Annotated in this window: 16 protein-coding genes, 1 tRNA gene and 3 pseudogenes; 9 read left to right on the top strand and 11 right to left on the bottom strand. The window is 53.6% G+C overall.

The features are described from left to right. On the top strand, positions 1-590 hold a 590-nt coding region (locus Q9J32_RS09580; protein ID WP_304675424.1), incomplete at its 5' end, for a methyltransferase. 53 nt (positions 591-643) lie between these two features. Here Q9J32_RS09580 and recD read toward each other — a convergent pair. The 3 genes from recD to Q9J32_RS09565 form a co-directional block, all read right to left on the bottom strand. Next, entirely contained in the window at positions 644-2,389 is a 1,746-nt protein-coding gene (recD, locus tag Q9J32_RS09575) for an exodeoxyribonuclease V subunit alpha (RefSeq protein ID WP_301884905.1), read from the bottom strand. 67 nt (positions 2,390-2,456) lie between these two features. Beyond that, entirely contained in the window at positions 2,457-3,152 is a 696-nt protein-coding gene (gene lolD, locus Q9J32_RS09570; RefSeq protein WP_301884904.1) for a lipoprotein-releasing ABC transporter ATP-binding protein LolD, read from the bottom strand. Further along, positions 3,145-4,392, bottom strand: coding sequence for a lipoprotein-releasing ABC transporter permease subunit (locus tag Q9J32_RS09565; protein ID WP_301884903.1), 1,248 nt, complete (start codon positions 4,390-4,392; stop codon positions 3,145-3,147). The genes lolD and Q9J32_RS09565 overlap by 8 nt, the downstream gene beginning before the upstream one ends. 203 nt (positions 4,393-4,595) lie before the next feature. Here Q9J32_RS09565 and Q9J32_RS09560 point away from each other — a divergent pair, with 203 nt between their 5' ends. Further along, positions 4,596-4,874 (top strand): hypothetical protein, encoded by a 279-nt coding sequence (locus Q9J32_RS09560; protein WP_301884902.1) that lies wholly within the window; start codon positions 4,596-4,598, stop codon positions 4,872-4,874. Between the two features lie 55 nt (positions 4,875-4,929). On the opposite strand, the gene recR is transcribed toward Q9J32_RS09560, so the two are convergent. The 3 genes from recR to Q9J32_RS09545 form a co-directional block, all read right to left on the bottom strand. Further along, a complete protein-coding gene (recR, locus tag Q9J32_RS09555) occupies positions 4,930-5,547 on the bottom strand; it encodes a recombination mediator RecR (RefSeq protein WP_301884934.1) in 618 nt (205 codons plus the stop codon). A 68-nt stretch (positions 5,548-5,615) separates the two neighbouring features. Then, complete coding sequence (locus Q9J32_RS09550; protein WP_301884900.1) at positions 5,616-7,154, bottom strand: SurA N-terminal domain-containing protein; 1,539 nt, start codon at positions 7,152-7,154, stop codon at positions 5,616-5,618. 59 nt (positions 7,155-7,213) lie between these two features. Further along, complete coding sequence (locus Q9J32_RS09545) at positions 7,214-7,588, bottom strand: arsenate reductase (protein WP_301884899.1); 375 nt, start codon at positions 7,586-7,588, stop codon at positions 7,214-7,216. 148 nt (positions 7,589-7,736) lie between these two features. On the opposite strand from Q9J32_RS09545, the gene Q9J32_RS09540 reads away from it, so the two are divergent. From Q9J32_RS09540 to ruvB, 4 genes are all read left to right on the top strand, one after another. Beyond that, positions 7,737-9,365 (top strand): ABC-F family ATPase, encoded by a 1,629-nt coding sequence (locus tag Q9J32_RS09540; RefSeq protein ID WP_002260424.1) that lies wholly within the window; start codon positions 7,737-7,739, stop codon positions 9,363-9,365. An 84-nt stretch (positions 9,366-9,449) separates the two neighbouring features. Then, complete coding sequence (locus tag Q9J32_RS09535; RefSeq protein ID WP_301884897.1) at positions 9,450-10,703, top strand: multifunctional CCA addition/repair protein; 1,254 nt, start codon at positions 9,450-9,452, stop codon at positions 10,701-10,703. A gap of 119 nt (positions 10,704-10,822) precedes the next feature. Beyond that, complete coding sequence (locus Q9J32_RS09530; protein WP_101122971.1) at positions 10,823-11,131, top strand: hypothetical protein; 309 nt, start codon at positions 10,823-10,825, stop codon at positions 11,129-11,131. Positions 11,132-11,212: 81 nt separating this feature from the next. Continuing rightward, complete coding sequence (ruvB, locus tag Q9J32_RS09525) at positions 11,213-12,244, top strand: Holliday junction branch migration DNA helicase RuvB (protein ID WP_301884896.1); 1,032 nt, start codon at positions 11,213-11,215, stop codon at positions 12,242-12,244. A 62-nt stretch (positions 12,245-12,306) separates the two neighbouring features. On the opposite strand, the pseudogene Q9J32_RS10230 reads toward ruvB, so the two are convergent. From Q9J32_RS10230 to Q9J32_RS09505, 5 genes and pseudogenes are all read right to left on the bottom strand, one after another. Beyond that, positions 12,307-12,419 (bottom strand): annotated as a pseudogene (locus tag Q9J32_RS10230) (IS5/IS1182 family transposase); the annotation flags it as partial. A 100-nt stretch (positions 12,420-12,519) separates the two neighbouring features. Then, a complete protein-coding gene (locus Q9J32_RS09520) occupies positions 12,520-12,807 on the bottom strand; it encodes a hypothetical protein (protein ID WP_301884895.1) in 288 nt (95 codons plus the stop codon). Positions 12,808-13,097: 290 nt separating this feature from the next. Next, positions 13,098-13,583: pseudogene (locus tag Q9J32_RS09515) on the bottom strand (hypothetical protein); the annotation flags it as partial. A gap of 148 nt (positions 13,584-13,731) precedes the next feature. Continuing rightward, positions 13,732-13,941 (bottom strand): helix-turn-helix domain-containing protein, encoded by a 210-nt coding sequence (locus Q9J32_RS09510; protein WP_301673322.1) that lies wholly within the window; start codon positions 13,939-13,941, stop codon positions 13,732-13,734. Between the two features lie 153 nt (positions 13,942-14,094). Further along, positions 14,095-14,179, bottom strand: a tRNA-Leu gene (locus Q9J32_RS09505). A gap of 150 nt (positions 14,180-14,329) precedes the next feature. Here Q9J32_RS09505 and Q9J32_RS09500 point away from each other — a divergent pair. From Q9J32_RS09500 to Q9J32_RS09490, 3 genes and pseudogenes are all read left to right on the top strand, one after another. Then, a complete protein-coding gene (locus tag Q9J32_RS09500; RefSeq protein WP_301884894.1) occupies positions 14,330-15,004 on the top strand; it encodes a hypothetical protein in 675 nt (224 codons plus the stop codon). Further along, positions 14,997-15,590 (top strand): GTP cyclohydrolase II, encoded by a 594-nt coding sequence (gene ribA, locus Q9J32_RS09495; protein WP_301884891.1) that lies wholly within the window; start codon positions 14,997-14,999, stop codon positions 15,588-15,590. Before Q9J32_RS09500 ends, ribA begins: the two co-directional genes overlap by 8 nt. Positions 15,591-15,757: 167 nt before the next feature. Continuing rightward, positions 15,758-16,134, top strand: a pseudogene (locus Q9J32_RS09490) (glycosyltransferase family 2 protein); the annotation flags it as partial.

Below are 16,134 nucleotides of genomic sequence, written 5' to 3'. Positions count from 1 at the left end.
CGTTGCGCGGCGAATACCTCGACCTGCTTGCCCATGCGCCGTCAACGGGTTTTCAGACGGCATTCGATATCGGGACGGGCTCCGGCGTGCTTGCCGCCATTTTGGCGAAACAGGGCATTCCTTCCGTCATCGGCACGGATACCAATCCGAGGGCGGTTGCCTGCGCCCGTGCCAATATTGCCCGTTTGGGTTTTGAAAAACAGGTTGAAATCCGCGAAACCGATCTGTTTCCCGAAGGGTTTGCCGATTTAATCGTCTGCAATCCTCCCTGGCTTCCCGCCAAGCCGACTTCCGCCGTCGAATCCGCGTTATACGACCCCGAATCTGCGATGCTGGCTGCGTTTTTGCGTGATGCGCCGAAACATCTGAACCCCGACGGAGAAATCCGCCTGATTATTTCCGACCTTGCCGAACATCTGCACCTGCGCCCTACCGACTTTTTGGAAAAGGCATTTGCTCAGGCAGGTTTGCGCGTTACGGATGTTTTGAAAACCAAACCGGTTCACAAAAAAGCTGCCGACCTAGACGATCCGCTGGCTTTTGCCCGAACTCGGGAAACCACTTTCCTATACCGTTTGAAAAAGGCATAAAGGGTGGCGCGCTTCCGGAGGCAGGCATCGGAACACCCGCGCCGCCGGCCGGATTATCCTTGTGAAAATACCCGCTCAAGCATACTGCCCAATGCCGTCTGACGCGTTTTGACGGTGGCGGCGGCTTGCCGGAAGGTTTTTTCCCCGCCGAAGAATACGAACTTTTCCCTCGCGCGGGTAATGGCGGTGTAAAGCAGTCCCCTGCTCAAGCCTGAAAGCGCGTCGTCCCCTTCGTCCGAAGGTACGGCGGAGGGCGGCAGCAGCCAGACTTCCCGATACTCCGAACCTTGGCTTTTATGGACGGTCATGGCGAAAGCAGGTTCAAAATCCGGAAGGCAGCTGACTGCAACCTTTTTAAACCCGTCCGTATCGGGAAAATAGGCGGACAGGCTGCCCGGCCTTTGGGCATCATCCATAATCAGTCCGACGTCTCCGTTGAACAACTCGAGTGCATAGTCGTTTTGCCTGATCATAATCGGCTCTCCGGCGAAATAGGCCTGATGTTCGGGTATGTTCATTTTGCGGCGTACATGGCTGCAATAGGCTTCGTTGAAGTTTTCCGCATCCTGCCGCCAAGCTGCCAGAACCACGATATCCGAGATGCTTGCGTATGCGGCTTCGATATTGCCGTCTTTTACCGCCTGCCAATAGGCTTTGTGCGTCCGGTACAACCTTTCGACTCGAGTGTTCGGACTGCATTCCGAATGTTCCAGTTCATCCGGAAACCGGTCAAACAATGCCCACGCCCCTTCATCGCCCGATACGGCGGCACGGGCAAGGCAGCCGATGCCGCTGTTGTCGCCGAAGCGGTGGCTGAACGACAGATGGGCGGTGTTTTGCGCCAGCACGGGCGGATTTGCGCTGACGCTGAAACCGTGTTCCGGAAGGAAGCCGGCCAGCCTTTGGTGCGTTTCTCCGTCCAAAACGGTTTTTTGCGACAGGACGGACAGCACGGCCCCGATTCCGACGGACGGAAGCTGGTTTTCATCCCCCAGCAGAATCACGCGCGCGCCGGTTTTGACCGCTTTCAAAAGTTGCAGCATCAATGCGGTATCCAACATGGAGGCTTCATCGACAATCAGCACGTCGAACGGCAGCGGACGGATATGGTCGAACGCCGCCTGCATTTTGGGCGGGCTCAGCTTCAGCAGTCGGTGGACGGTTTGCCCTTCCAGTTTGAGCAAATGGCGGCGGACGGCCTCCGGCGCGTCAAAACCGTTGATTGCACGGTGCAGCGCGCGCGCCATATGTGCCGCTGCTTTGCCTGTCGGTGCGGCAAGCGCGATGTTGGGAAGATTTTCGTCTTCGCCACAAATCAGCGCCAGCAGTTTGGCAACCGTTGTCGTTTTGCCCGTCCCGGGGCCGCCGGTAATCACCATAAACGGCTGCAACAGTGCCAAGGCGGCGGCATCGCGCTGTCCTTCGCTGCCCGTGCCTTGAAACCATTTTGCAAGGTTTTGCCTCGCGCCTGCCGCGTGGGGGGCGGACGTGCCGGCTGCCGCCAAGCGTTTTATCTCGACCGCCAAATCGTATTCCAACTGCCACATCCTGCCCAAAAACAGCCTTCTGCCTTCTAAAATTAAGGGTGATGCGGATCGTCCGACTACGGGTTCGAGTGCCGACAGCGCGTCAGCCTCGCCACCGCTCAAACGGATAAACGAATGACCGTTTTGCAATGCCTGAAACAGGCGTTCGGTGCAGTTGGCAAGCACTTCGCTGCCTGAACCCGCGTAGCGTTCCAAAAAACGGATTGCTGCCCTTGCTGCCGCTTGGGCAAATTCATCTGTCTGCCGCTCCATCGTATTCCTTGTCGAAATGCCGTCTGAAGGCGCGGGGCTTCAGACGGCGCGGTGTTGTTTCGGGTGTTTAGGCGTTTGCGCCCTGCTTGGGGTGCAGGCTGCCGTCTTTCATCTCCATAACGCGCCCGAAGCGGCAGGCAAGTTCGTCGTCGTGCGTTACGACAACCAAACCCGTTCCCAATTCCGTTTTCAGTTCCAGCATCATATCCAGAACATTCCTTGCGTTTGCCCGGTCGAGGTTGCCGGTCGGCTCGTCGGCAAGCAGGCATTTGGGTTGCGTAACCAAGGCGCGCGCAATGGCGGCACGCTGCCGCTCACCGCCTGAAAGTTCGCCCGCACGGTGCGCCGAACGGTGCTTCAGTCCGACCTTTTCCAGCATCGCCATTGCCGTTTCTGCCGCCTCTTCCCGTTTTTTCTTGCCGATCAGAAGCGGCATCATCACGTTTTCCAGTGCCGAAAATTCAGGCAGAAGATGGTGGAACTGGTACACGAAACCGAGGTGGCGGTTGCGCAGGATGCCCAGTTGACGCTGGTTTAAGGCACGCAAATCCTCGCCCATCAGCAGCACCCTGCCTTCAGACGGCATATCCAGACCGCCCAAAATATGCAGCAGGGTCGATTTTCCGCTGCCCGAAGAGCCGACGATGCCGGTACTTTCTCCGGCACGGATTTCCAAATCCAAGCCGTGCAGCACCCGAACGTCCAAACCGCCGTCACGGTAGCGTTTGCCCACGCCTTCGCATTTCAAAATCAACTCACTCATAACGCAAAGCCTCCGCCGGTTGGGTTTTTGACGCGCGCCAGCTCGGGTAGAGCGTCGCCACGAAAGACAAACCCAGGGAAATGCAGGCAATCAGGGCAACGTCGCCCATATCGACATCGCTGGGCAGGTAGTCGATAAAATAAACCTGCGAATTGATGAGGTGGACACCGAGCAGGTTTTCAAAAAACGCTACGACCCTGCCGACGTTCCAACCCAAAAGCACGCCGCAGACCACACCCGCCAGCGTGCCGAAAAAGCCTGAAAACGCGCCCTGCACCATAAAAATCTTCATCACGCCGGCAGGGGAAAGACCCAAAGTCCGCAAAATCGCAATGTCCGCCTGCTTTTCCGTAACCGCCATCACCAAGGAAGAGACAAGGTTGAACGCCGCCACAGCGATAATCAGCGTCAGGATGATGAACATCATCCGTTTTTCCAACTCGACCGCCTCAAAATAGCTTCGGTTGCTGAACGTCCAATCACGTACCCAGACTGTGTCCCTTTGCGCCTCCGGAATCAGTGTTGCCGTCAAGGCGGGGGCGTTTTGCGGGTCGGCGAGTTTCAGCCGCAGCCCCGCAACTTCTTTATCCAAGCGGTACAGTACGCGCGCGTCTTGGATATGCGTCATTGCCAATGAATTGTCCACTTCGTAAACGCCCGTCTTAACCAGACCGACCACGGTAAACTGTTTCAGGCGCGGCACGACTCCGGCGGGGGTAACGTTACCCTCCGGCGTGATGACGGTAACTTTATTGCCGACTTCCGCACCCAAAGCCTCCGCCAAGCCGACACCGAGGATAATGTCAAACTCGCCCGGAATCAGGTCTTCAAACTTGCCTGCCGGCATTTTGTCGCCGTATTCCACCACTTTGCGCTCTTCAGACGGCAAAATGCCGCGTATCTGCACGCCCCTGATTTCGCCCGCGTTTGCCAGCAATGCCTGATTGGAAACATAGGGCGCGGCAGCCAAAATACCTTTGCGGTTTTCGGTAAACCGAAGCAGGTTGCGCCAATCCGTATCCGTATTGTCGATATAGCCGATTTCGGCGTGCGGCGCGACATTCAGGAGCTGCCCGCGTATTTCTTTCTGAAAGCCGTTCATAACCGACAAGACGACAATCAGCGCGGTTACGCCCAAGTCGATTCCGGCAATCGAAACCATCGTGATAAACGACATAAAGCCGTTGCGCTTTTTCGCCCTGAGATACCTCAAGCCTATCCAAGCCTCTAGAGAAAACATAACGCTACCTTAAAAATGTCTGCAAACGTGCCGCCCCGGACGGCGGTTTGGGGCGGCGGCAAAAGTTTATTGTACCGTAAAACCCCGGCAGCGTCCGAACGCCCGAATGCGGGGGACGGGGCGGCAGAGCGGGCGGAAAACTTGCACAACGCGTCAAACTGCCCTATCCTTTCTTTCAGAAAAACCGTTTCTTGAGGAAAACAATGAATATCCGAACTGCTTTTGCTTTGTGCGCCATCGCCTTATCCGCCGCTGCGGCTGCCTACGCCAGAGAAATCAAAATCGATGCCAACAACACGCCTTATTCCGAAGCCGACGCGCAAAAGCTGGCGGCAACAGCAGTCGGTATGGGCGTTAAGGAACCCGTCAGCCTGAACGGCGGCAGCGGCAGCATTACCGTTTCCGGCAGCAGCGCGACGCAGTGCGTGTTCAAAGTCGGCAACGGAGGCGCGTTGCAGATTCAAGGGCTCAACTGCAAGTAAACCGCCCGGAAAAATGCCGTCTGAAGGCTTCAGACGGCATTTTGCATTGGCGGCGTTACGCCCCGCCTTCTTTAATCAGGCGGCGTTCGTACACCGCCTGCGCCAGCGTTCCCGCATCGACATATTCCAATTCGCCGCCCAAGGGGATGCCCTGCGACAGCCTGCTGACTTTGTAAGGCAGGTTTTTGAAAAACTCGGACAGGACATACGCCGTCGCATTGCCTTCTGCGGTAAAAGCGGTTGCAATAATGATTTCTTCGACTTCCCCGCCGCCCAGCCGTTGCGCCAGCCTGTCCAATGCGATGGCCGATACGTCCATTCCCAGTGCCGTATTGATTTGCCCCATCAGGACGAAATACAGCCCGTCGTGGCAGTTTGCCGCTTCCATATTTGACACGTCGGCAGGCATATGCACCACCATCAGCCGCCGCCCGTCGCGTGTTTCATCGGCACAAATATCGCACAATCTGCCTTCGCAAAACGTGTTGCACATCGCGCAATGGTGAACCTGTCTCAATGCCGTCTGCAAGGCATCCACCAGCTCTTCAGCCTCTTTGCGCTTGTGCTGCAACAGATGGTACGCCATCCGCTGTGCCGATTTCGGCCCGACGTTGGGCAATACTTTCAGCGCACCGATCAGCCTTTGGAAGGCATCTTGCTTTTTGGAATTCATCATACTCCGCCATATGGGAAAACGGTCGGAATATTCCGACCGTTATATCGAATATAGAAAACCGGAAATTACTGCCCGTCATTTCCGCCAACAGACTGGGCACCTTTGGTCTGTTTGATTTTGCCGTTGAAATAACGTATCAGCAAGTCGAAGGTATTGGCAGACTGCTGTTGCGCCAAAGCCTGTTTCGCAGGCGGGATGCGCGCGGCGGCATCATCGGGCGGCGTGACTGCCTGTACTTCGACAATCACGGGTGCAGGCAGGCCGGTCAGCCTGACATAGGCGGGTTTGCCGTTTGCCGGTTTTGCTTTCAGCAGTTCCGCATAAGCTTCGGGCGGCATAGACTGCCGAGCCTGCTGCGCACCCAAAACGGACACTTCCGACCATTTCACATCGGCCGCCTTGCCGCCGTTCAGTTGGGTAAGCACGTCTTTTGCCTTGTTTTCGGCAAGTTTGGCGGCTTCGGCGCGGATATAAGCCTGACGCACCGCGTCTTTGGCTTCGGCAAACGGCAGGGTTTTCTCTTCGCGGACTTCTTTGGCACGGACGACCCATGCGGTTTCATTATTGATAGATAATACTTCGGAATTGTGTTTTTTCTTCAATACGTCGTCGCTGAATACGGCATTGATCACATTTTCGGGCAGTCCGGACATTTGCGCGTCCTGCCTGCTCAACCACGTATCTTGAGTTTCCACTTTCAAACCGCTGTTTTTGGCGGCTTCGTCAAGCGATGAAGGATGGTTGAACGCGTCATCGCCCAGCTTTTCTTTTGCCTTATTGAAGTCGGCAACCGCCTTTTTCATTTTCAATTCGTTTTCGACGGCGGCTTTTTCCTGCTCGAAAGAAGGTTTGGCTTCATTTGCCGGTAAACGCGCCACGCGCTCTTCAAACGCATTTTTCACTTCTGTTTCGCTGACGGTCTGTTTGTCTGCAAAATCCTTCAGATTCAATGCGACATATTCCAATTTGACCGCTTGAGGAAGCAGGTAGTCTTTTTTGTTTGCATTATAAAATTTCTGCAAATCGGCTTCAGACACTTTGACTTGGGCGATGAACTCGTCGGGGTTAAAAGTATGCGAACGGATGGTACGGTTGACCTGGGTCAGTTTGACCAGTTGCTCCGCCTGGGCATCGCTGACCAAGACACCGTTTTGAACAAGGTTTACCAAATTCTGCAATGCGAATTGGTTACGGATTTCCTCGACGAACTGGTCTTCCGACATATGGCGTTGCGAAAGGTACTGGCTCAAAAGGGCATGGCTGAATTTGCCGCCTGCATCGTGAAAATTAGGATCATCTACAATAATCTGTTTGATTTGTTCCTGAGAAACGGAAATACCCATCAGTTTTGCACCTTGTTTCAGATAGGCGCGTTGCAGCAGGGATTGGAATACGGCATCACGCGAAGGGCTGCCGCCGCCCGCCTGTTCGTTTTGCATGGCGATATTAATCGACTGCTCGCTGATTTTTTCGTCGCCCACTTGGACGATGTAGTCGGCGCCCGGATGGGACACCGTGCTGACCCCGAAGCCGACGAAGGTTAATGCAATCAGCCCCAAAAGGACTTGGGCGGGCGTTCTGTATTTTTCGATGGAATGGAACATATTTTAAATCGGGATATAGAATGGGAACGGGAAATTCAAGTCGGGTATTGTAACGGTTTTTATCCCTGTCTGCACGGGGCTTGCCGGTTGAAGATGCCGTCGTAGGATTCTTCGCTGAAGCCGACGTAAACCCTGCCGCCAAATTCCAATACGGGACGCTTGATCAGGCTCGGCATTTCGGACATCAGTTTGACGGCTTCCGCTATAGAGAACAGGGCTTTTTGCTGTGTTTCGGCATCGAGTTTGCGCCAGCTTGTCCCGCGTTTGTTGAGCAGGGTTTCTAAAGGCACTTGTTCCAGCCACGAGCAGATTTCCGCTTCAGACGGCATCTGTTTTTTGAAGTCTCGAAATTCAAATTCCATACCATATTCGGCAAGCCAGCTTTTAGCTTTTTTGACCGTATCGCAATTTGGGATGCCATGAAGGACTATCATTTGGAAACCTTTTGCCTGAAATAATAAAACCGATATTTTACTATAAGTGTCTGAAAATTTGCCCGTCTGTTTCAGACGGCAGTGCGCTTATGTTACAATCCGAAAATTTGAAAAATTAATCTCTTTCCAATATAAGGTTTTACCAGTAATGATTTCTACCAACGGCATTACCATGCAGTTCGGCGCAAAGCCGCTGTTTGAAAACGTATCCGTCAAATTCGGAGAAGGCAACCGCTACGGCCTGATTGGCGCGAACGGTTCGGGCAAATCCACCTTCATGAAAATCCTCGGCGGCGATTTGGAACAGACGGCCGGCGAAGTCGCGATTGAAAACGGCGTGCGTTTGGGTAAGCTGCGCCAAGACCAGTTTGCCTACGAAGACATGCGCGTGCTGGACGTGGTGATGATGGGGCATACCGAAATGTGGGCGGCGATGACCGAACGCGATGCAATTTACGCCAATCCCGAAGCCACTGAAGACGACTACATGAAAGCCGCCGAACTGGAAGCCAAGTTCGCCGAATACGACGGTTACACCGCCGAAGCGCGCGCCGCCGAACTGTTGAGCGGCGTGGGCATTTCCGAAGATTTGCACAATGCGAAAATGGCGGAAGTCGCCCCTGGCTTCAAGCTGCGCGTATTGCTGGCGCAAGCTCTGTTCTCCAAGCCGGATGTATTGCTCTTGGACGAACCGACCAACAACTTGGACATCAATACCATCCGCTGGCTGGAAGGCGTGTTGAACCAATACGACTCCACCATGATTATCATCTCGCACGACCGTCACTTTTTGAATGAAGTCTGCACCCACATGGCGGATTTGGACTACAACACCATCACCATCTACCCGGGCAACTACGACGACTACATGCTCGCTTCCGCCCAATCGCGTGAGCGCGCCCTGAAAGACAACGCCAAAGCCAAAGAGAAACTGCAAGAGCTGCAAGAGTTCGTCGCCCGCTTCTCTGCCAATAAATCCAAAGCCCGTCAGGCAACCAGCCGTCTGAAACAGGCAGACAAAATCAAATCGGAAATGGTCGAAGTCAAACCTTCTACCCGTCAAAACCCATATATCCGTTTTGAAGCCGACGAAAAAGCCAAGTTGCACCGTCAGGCAGTGGAAGTTGAAAAACTGGCCAAACGTTTTGAAACCCAGTTGTTTAAAAACCTGAACTTCATCCTTGAAGCAGGCCAACGCCTTGCCATCATCGGCCCGAACGGCGCAGGCAAATCCACCCTACTGAAACTCCTCGCCGGCGCCTACAACCCTGAATATTCAGACGGCCTGTTGCCGGACGAAGGCAGCATTAAATGGGCGGAAAAAGCCAGCGTCGGCTACTATCCGCAAGACCATGAAAACGACTTCGACGTCGATATGGACCTGAGCGAATGGATGCGCCAATGGGGGCAGGAAGGCGACGACGAACAAGTCATCCGCGGCACTTTGGGGCGTTTGCTCTTCGGCAGCAACGACGTGGTAAAAAAAGTGAAAGTCCTCTCCGGCGGCGAAAAAGGCCGTATGCTTTACGGCAAACTGTTGCTGCTGAAACCCAATGTCTTGGTCATGGACGAACCGACCAACCACATGGACATGGAAAGCATCGAATCCTTGAACATGGCGCTGGAAAAATACAACGGCACGCTGATTTTCGTCTCGCACGACCGTCAGTTTGTATCTTCACTGGCTACCCAAATCATCGAATTGGACGGCAAAGGCGGATATGAACACTACTTGGGCGATTACGAAAGTTACTTGGAGAAAAAAGGCGTAGCATAAACGCACAAAATACCCTCCGGTTGAAACAATGCCGTCTGAAGCCTCTTCAGACGGCATTATTGATAACTTTAAAATAGGAAGCATATGCAGACTTATCTCGTCGGCGGTGCCGTCCGCGATTATCTTTTGGGCTTGCCCGTCAAAGACCGCGATTGGGTGGTCGTCGGCGCAGACGCACAAACCATGCTGGCGCAAGGCTTCCAGCCTGTTGGCAAAGACTTTCCCGTGTTCCTTCATCCCGAAACGCACGAAGAATACGCCCTCGCCCGCACCGAACGCAAAACCGCCAAGGGCTATGCCGGTTTCAGTTTCCACGCCGACAAAGATGTTACGCTGGAGCAGGACTTGATGCGCCGTGACCTGACCATCAACGCAATGGCGCAGAATTCAGACGGCCTCATCATCGACCCTTTCGGCGGACAACAGGATTTAAAGGCAGGCATTTTGCGCCACGTTTCCCCTGCCTTCGTCGAAGACCCCGTCCGCATCCTGCGCACTGCCCGCTTTGCCGCGCGCTACGGCTTTGAAATCGCCGAAGAAACCATAAAGCTGATGCGGAAAATGGTGGAAAACGGCGAAGCGAACGCTTTAGTCGCCGAACGCGTCTGGCAGGAATTGGCGAAAGGTTTGATGGAGAAAAATCCCCGTAGGATGATTGAAGTGTTGCGCGAATGCGGCGCGCTCAAAGTCTTGCTGCCCGAAGTCGATGCCCTCTTCGGCGTGCCGCAACGAGCCGACTATCATCCCGAAATCGACAGCGGTATCCATACCCTGATGACGTTGCAACGCGCCGCCGATATGGGTCTGACGTTACCCGAACGCTACGCCGCCCTGCTGCACGACTTAGGCAAAGCCAAAACGCCGCCCGACATCCTGCCGCGCCACCACGGACACGACATCAACGGCGTCAAACCCGTGCGCGAAGTCAATCAGCGGCTGCGTGCGCCGAAATATTGCGCCGAGCTTGCCGAATTGGTTTGCCGTTGGCACATTATTTTCCACCAAGTCGGACAGCTTAAAAGCCGAACCATTCTGAACGTTTTGAAAAAAACCGACGCTTTCAGACGCCCCGAACGCTTCTCCGCTGCCTTAAATGTCTGCATTGCCGATACGCAAGGCCGTCTGAACCGCGAACACACGCCCTACCCGCAACGCGCGCACTGGCTCGCCTTACTCGAAGTCGCCAATCAAGTGGATTCGGGCAAAATCGCCGCCGAATGCCGCGCGCAGGGGAAAGTGCACCTTATCGCCGAAGAAATCGATCGTGCGCGGCTGACAGAAATTACCCCATTGCAAAAAGCGTTTCGGAAGGAGCAAGAAAAGACGGAAAAACATTAAAACGCACAATATGGCTACTTTGAGAATTTTGAGGACGATACCCAATCCAAGCTTTGCAACAGCTGCTGCCATATCCGCTATAATTCACTCTTCAGCCATTCCGTTCCCAACATAAAATCATGACCCTACAAACCGATTTATTGTCTAAAATCAACAATGAAGATTACCAACGCCTCATTCTCAAACACAGCTCGGAATTTAGCGATGGCGAAATCCGCCTATTGAACGAAATCCTCGAAAAATTCACCTTCGACGTCGTTCAAGCGCAGGCATTGGCGCAGGCGGTAATGCAGCAAGTCCGCTTCGACCCCAACGCCTATCACATCGACAGCGACGACGAAGACACCACCGGCATCTGCCCACACTGCATCAATCCGCCCATGCCGCCCCTGCGCGATTACCTCGTTTGGCGCGAAACGCGCGGATAAAACGCTTTTGACCGTTATCTTTTCAATGCCGTCTGAAACGCCGCCGACCGTTCAGACGGCATACCCGACAAAGGGAACACTATGCTGCAAACCGACAACCTAACCGCCGCCCAGCCCCAGCGCATCATTACCGCCCAAAGCATCTCCTCACAAGAAGAGTTGCTCGAACGCGCCCTGCGTCCTAAAACGCTGGACGACTATATCGGGCAAGACAAAGCCAAAGAACAGCTCGCCATCTTCATCCAAGCCGCCAAAAAACGCGGCGAAGCCCTAGACCACACCCTGCTCTTCGGCCCGCCCGGACTGGGCAAAACCACATTGGCACACATCATCGCCAAAGAGCTGGGCGTCAACCTGCGCCAAACCAGCGGCCCCGTCCTTGAGCGCGCAGGCGACCTTGCCGCCCTTCTGACCAACCTTGATCCGCACGATGTATTGTTCATCGACGAAATCCACCGCCTCAGCCCTGTTGTCGAAGAAATCCTCTATCCCGCGCTCGAAGACTACCGGCTCGACATTATGATAGGCGAAGGGCCCGCCGCCCGTTCCGTCAAAATCGACCTGCCGCCCTTCACCCTCGTCGGCGCGACCACTCGCGCCGGTATGCTGACCAACCCGTTGCGCGACCGCTTTGGCATCGTCTCCCGCCTTGAGTTTTACGAAAACCGCGACCTTGCCACCATCGTCAGCCGTTCGGCACAACTGTTGCAGCTCGATATGTCCGAAGAAGGCGCGGAAGAAATCGCCAAACGCAGCCGGGGCACGCCGCGCATCGCCAACCGCCTGTTGCGCCGCGTGCGCGATTTCGCCGACGTGAAAAACAACGGCACAATCGACGGCGGCATAGCCGATGCCGCTTTAAGTATGCTGGACGTGGACGTGCAGGGGCTGGACGTGATGGACAGGAAATTTCTCGAAGCCGTTTTGCACAAATTCGGCGGCGGCCCCGTTGGTTTGGATAATGTTGCCGCCGCCATCGGCGAATCTACCGACACCATCGAAGACGTTATCGAACCCTACCTCATCCAACAAGGCTTTTTGCAACGCACCCCGCGCGGCAGGATGGCGACCGAACGCACCTACCTGCATTTCGGGCTGCCCGTCGAAAAATAACGCAATGCCGTCTGAAACCGAACCGCCGACCAAAGTCGGACATCATCCCCTTTGTCTGCAACAGCTTCAGACGGCATGTATAGTGGATTAACAAAAACCAGTACGGCGTTGCCTCTCCTTGCCGTACTATTCGTACTGTCTGCGGCTTCGTCGCCTTGTCCTGATTTTTGTTAATCCACTATATTTTTTATCAGGTTTTGTACCCGATCCGTTACATAATGTAGGATTCGCAAAATTCCGTACTGCTCGGAAATTAAGGTTGATAAATGAAAAAGTCAAATGAAATAATAAGATGAAGAAGACTTGACCGACTTGATACTGACAACTGCAGTGCCGGCTGATGCGCCGATAGTAACGCCTGAAGAAAAACCGTTTACCATATACTGATATATATCCATTGAAATGAGGTTGTTTGTATGTTTATCGTCGGTATGCTTATGCGTCGCCACATTCGGCGTATAAGCATTGGTATCCACCAAAGCGACCTTGACCGTATCATCCGCCCGGTTCAACTGCCCCTCCAAGAACATCTGGCGGGAAGTATCATAAAGCGTATTAGCCATAACCACTCCAACAAGTTAAAAACACACCCATTAAACCAACCGTATCGGCGGCATTCAACCGCCTAAAAAAAGCTCGAACCATTTTCAGGTTCGGGATTTCCTCAATGCCCGAAGGCAAAACCGCCGTCCGTCCGCGCATCCGAGTGCCTGTCCGACAGATAAATACCGTCTTTCGCCCCCGCAACGCGCCGTTGCCGGCTCCTCACGCCCGCCATAATGTTTTCCGACTTAATGGCAGGCTTCGAATGCTTCCTGTTCCACTGTGCCACCACGTCGCGCAACTCGTGCAAAGCCGCCGCGTGCCATGCCGCACCGCCCAATCCGCCCTTGACGGACTCCTTAGCCGTCAAAGCCGCAAATTCAGGCATTCCCTTAGCCGCCGCAACGCCCATTTTCTTCAATACAGCCTTCTCGGCGGCTTTCCTGCCCATATTCAAAATACCGCCGCCAAGCCTCATCGTCGCCTTGTCCACCGCGCCGACACCTTCGCCCTTATGCCAAGCCACGCCAAGCTCCCTGCGAGTCTGAGACTTATGCCCCTCATGAATCTTCCGATAATCCATATCCTCAGCCTTCAGTTGGCTGAGTTCCTCTGTATCGCGCGTAAAAGCATTCCACGCCATACGCACCGAACATGCAGAATTTTTAAACCCGCGCGTCAACGCCCAATCATCGGAAGCCTCTCGCGCATCTTTTTCAGTAAAGTCGCGATACTTCTTCAACCCTCCAGCAAGCAGCCCGTGTTCCAACGGATCGTATCTAACCAAATCATTCATTGCCCAACCCTCTTCTCACCTTTTCCATTCACATATAAGTTACACAAAAAACACACCGACAAACCATTTCCAAAAGCAAATAAAAAGCCGTCTGAAGAAAATTTGTTTACAGACGGCATTGTTCCGATGTTATTCAAACAAAACCGATTTAAAGATTCCCCAAATATTCCAACAAAACCAACCAATGCGTGTGCGGCATATCGCAATGCGCTTTCAAACCCATTGCCACCTCCCGCTTTTGTTCCGTCGCCAAAGTTACGCCCGTAATCTCGGCAACCCGCTCTTGCATCAAGCCGTACTTGTGGCGCAATTCCTTCAGGTTGTTTGGCGTGTAACCGATGTTTTCACGGTAATGCAAGAGGTTTTTGAATATATTGCAAGATTCTGATTTATATGGTTTTAAATTTATCTAAGCCCGATAAAAAAGCCACCTGATTAAATCAGGTGGCCTGTATTTTGCGTCCCTAAATTGTCCCAATGTGTTTTAAGTAATTGATTTATTTATTGTTAATGGTGCGGACGGAGAGACTCGAACTCTCATACCTTTCGGCGCCAGAACCTAAATCTGGTGCGTCTACCAATTTCGCCACGTCCGCATAAGGATGGTGATTATACAGATTTTGTCCGATTGCACAAGGCTTTGGGCGTAATAGTTGAGGCTTATGCTTGGCGGCGGTAAAATCCGCCCTTCGCCCGCCTGCTATCGGAATCCGGCGGTTTTTTGTTTTTGTTGACGGAATTTGGGTATGCCTGCTGCTTTGATTAAGGATTTTCTGCTGACTCAGGGTTTGAAGCTGCCGCTTGACGAGGTTCGGGCGGCGTATCTGACGGTGCAGACGGTAATGGATATGGGGACGGCTTCGATAGACCGTTCGGTTTTGTGGCGCAATCATGAAGGTTGGAAACTTGCCGATTATCTTCCGTGCGATGATGGTCGCGAAGACAGCCTGAAACGGCTTTTCATGGTTTTGGATTCGGTGTTTTCGCGCTCGACAGGCGTGCGGAGTGCGGCGGTCTATGCCTTAATGCCGTCTGAAAACGCCGCCCTCCGGCTGGTATGCCTGTCCCAACAGGGAGAAGGTTTGGAAAACATATGGGAGCAGGATGGAAATATCGCCGATGTTTCGCTTGCCTGCCGTTCGGCGCAAAGCGGTTGGATGAATATTGCCTCGGATGTCGGGCGTTGGCTGGAATTAGGAGAGCTTTCCGGCGAACGCAACCGGCATTCGGCGGCGCAGCTTTCCATTCCCGTTTGTACGGAGAGCGGCGGCGTGCTGGGCGTGGTTCACGTCGAATTTGAAAAAGTCGGTTGTGCGGATGAGGCGGCGCAGGCGGAATGGGTGGCTCTTGCCTTGGCTTTGTCCGAACCTTTGAAGCAGCTTTTGGGCATCACTGCCGCAGAAGGAGATGAAAATGTCTGAATTATTAAACTATGTCGCTTCCTGCCGCCTGCCGACCGAATGGGGCGTATTTACGATGCACGGCTTTGAAGAAGCAAGCGGGCAGGAACACGTCGCACTGACCGTCGGTGATTTTTCAGACGACAATCCGGTTCTGACGCGCATCCACTCAGAATGCTTGACGGGCGACGCGCTGTTCTCGAGAAAATGCGACTGCGGGCCGCAACTGGAAGCGGCAATGAAGGCGGTTCAGGCGGAAGGGCGCGGCATCATCGTCTATCTGCGTCAGGAAGGGCGCGGCATCGGGCTGATTAACAAAATCCGCGCCTATCATCTGCAAGACCAAGGTATGGATACCGTTGAAGCCAATTTGGCACTCGGGCTGCCCGTCGATGCCCGCGATTTCCGTTTGGCGCAATATATTTATGAATATTTGGACATTCATGCAGTCAAACTGTTGACCAACAACCCCGAAAAAATCCAAACGCTTAAAGATGCGGGGATTAACGTGGTCGAACGCATCCCCCTGCACGTCGGGGAAAATCTGGAAAACGAGCGTTATCTCCAAACCAAAGCAGACAAGCTGGGACATCTGATGTCGGAATAAGGCAAAGTTGCAGGAAACGGGCATCCTGCGCCGCCTTTCGGGAAACAGGTTTCCATACCTTGATAAAGCAATAAGTTTTATAAAGTTGCAAGGTGCGGATGCAAACGCATTGCGGGTGCGGGTTTGAGGCATACGCGCAAACATCTTAATACAACGGATTGATATTTATGATTTTCTCCATCATCGTCCCTATTTACAATGTGGAAAAATACCTCCGCTGCTGCGTGGATTCCGTGCTTGCCGAAAATTTTGCCGATTATGAAATGATTTTGGTCGATGACGGTTCGCCGGACGGCTGCGGGAAAATTTGCGACGAATATGCAGGCAAATATCCGCATATAAAAGTGATTCATAAAGAAAACGGCGGGCTGTCGGATGCCCGCAACGCCGGTATCCGGGCGGCAAAAGGCGATTACCTGATCTTTTTGGACAGCGACGACTATTGGGCCGATACCAACCGTTCAAAAAACGCGGGGGGGGGGGATTCTCTTTGATTTACAACAACTTGCAGATAAAAAGATTGATTTGATCCTGCACCCTTCGT

It is taken from the genome of Neisseria uirgultaei (genome assembly GCF_962719845.1).
GTDB classification, from domain to species: domain Bacteria; phylum Pseudomonadota; class Gammaproteobacteria; order Burkholderiales; family Neisseriaceae; genus Neisseria; species Neisseria bergeri.
This window is presented reverse-complemented; position numbering and strand designations above follow the sequence as displayed.

What these genes read in the sequence shown, in the direction of transcription:
- recD (WP_301884905.1), bottom strand. Translation starts at nt 2,389, where the DNA reads ATGGAGCGGCAGACAGATGAATTTGCCCAAGCGGCAGCAAGGGCAGCA.
- lolD (WP_301884904.1), bottom strand. Translation starts at nt 3,152, where the DNA reads ATGAGTGAGTTGATTTTGAAATGCGAAGGCGTGGGCAAACGCTACCGT.
- Q9J32_RS09565 (WP_301884903.1), bottom strand. Translation starts at nt 4,392, where the DNA reads ATGTTTTCTCTAGAGGCTTGGATAGGCTTGAGGTATCTCAGGGCGAAA.
- Q9J32_RS09560 (WP_301884902.1), top strand. Translation starts at nt 4,596, where the DNA reads ATGAATATCCGAACTGCTTTTGCTTTGTGCGCCATCGCCTTATCCGCC.
- recR (WP_301884934.1), bottom strand. Translation starts at nt 5,547, where the DNA reads ATGAATTCCAAAAAGCAAGATGCCTTCCAAAGGCTGATCGGTGCGCTG.
- Q9J32_RS09550 (WP_301884900.1), bottom strand. Translation starts at nt 7,154, where the DNA reads ATGTTCCATTCCATCGAAAAATACAGAACGCCCGCCCAAGTCCTTTTG.
- Q9J32_RS09545 (WP_301884899.1), bottom strand. Translation starts at nt 7,588, where the DNA reads ATGATAGTCCTTCATGGCATCCCAAATTGCGATACGGTCAAAAAAGCT.
- Q9J32_RS09540 (WP_002260424.1), top strand. Translation starts at nt 7,737, where the DNA reads ATGATTTCTACCAACGGCATTACCATGCAGTTCGGCGCAAAGCCGCTG.
- Q9J32_RS09535 (WP_301884897.1), top strand. Translation starts at nt 9,450, where the DNA reads ATGCAGACTTATCTCGTCGGCGGTGCCGTCCGCGATTATCTTTTGGGC.
- Q9J32_RS09530 (WP_101122971.1), top strand. Translation starts at nt 10,823, where the DNA reads ATGACCCTACAAACCGATTTATTGTCTAAAATCAACAATGAAGATTAC.
- ruvB (WP_301884896.1), top strand. Translation starts at nt 11,213, where the DNA reads ATGCTGCAAACCGACAACCTAACCGCCGCCCAGCCCCAGCGCATCATT.
- Q9J32_RS09520 (WP_301884895.1), bottom strand. Translation starts at nt 12,807, where the DNA reads ATGGCTAATACGCTTTATGATACTTCCCGCCAGATGTTCTTGGAGGGG.
- Q9J32_RS09500 (WP_301884894.1), top strand. Translation starts at nt 14,330, where the DNA reads ATGCCTGCTGCTTTGATTAAGGATTTTCTGCTGACTCAGGGTTTGAAG.
- ribA (WP_301884891.1), top strand. Translation starts at nt 14,997, where the DNA reads ATGTCTGAATTATTAAACTATGTCGCTTCCTGCCGCCTGCCGACCGAA.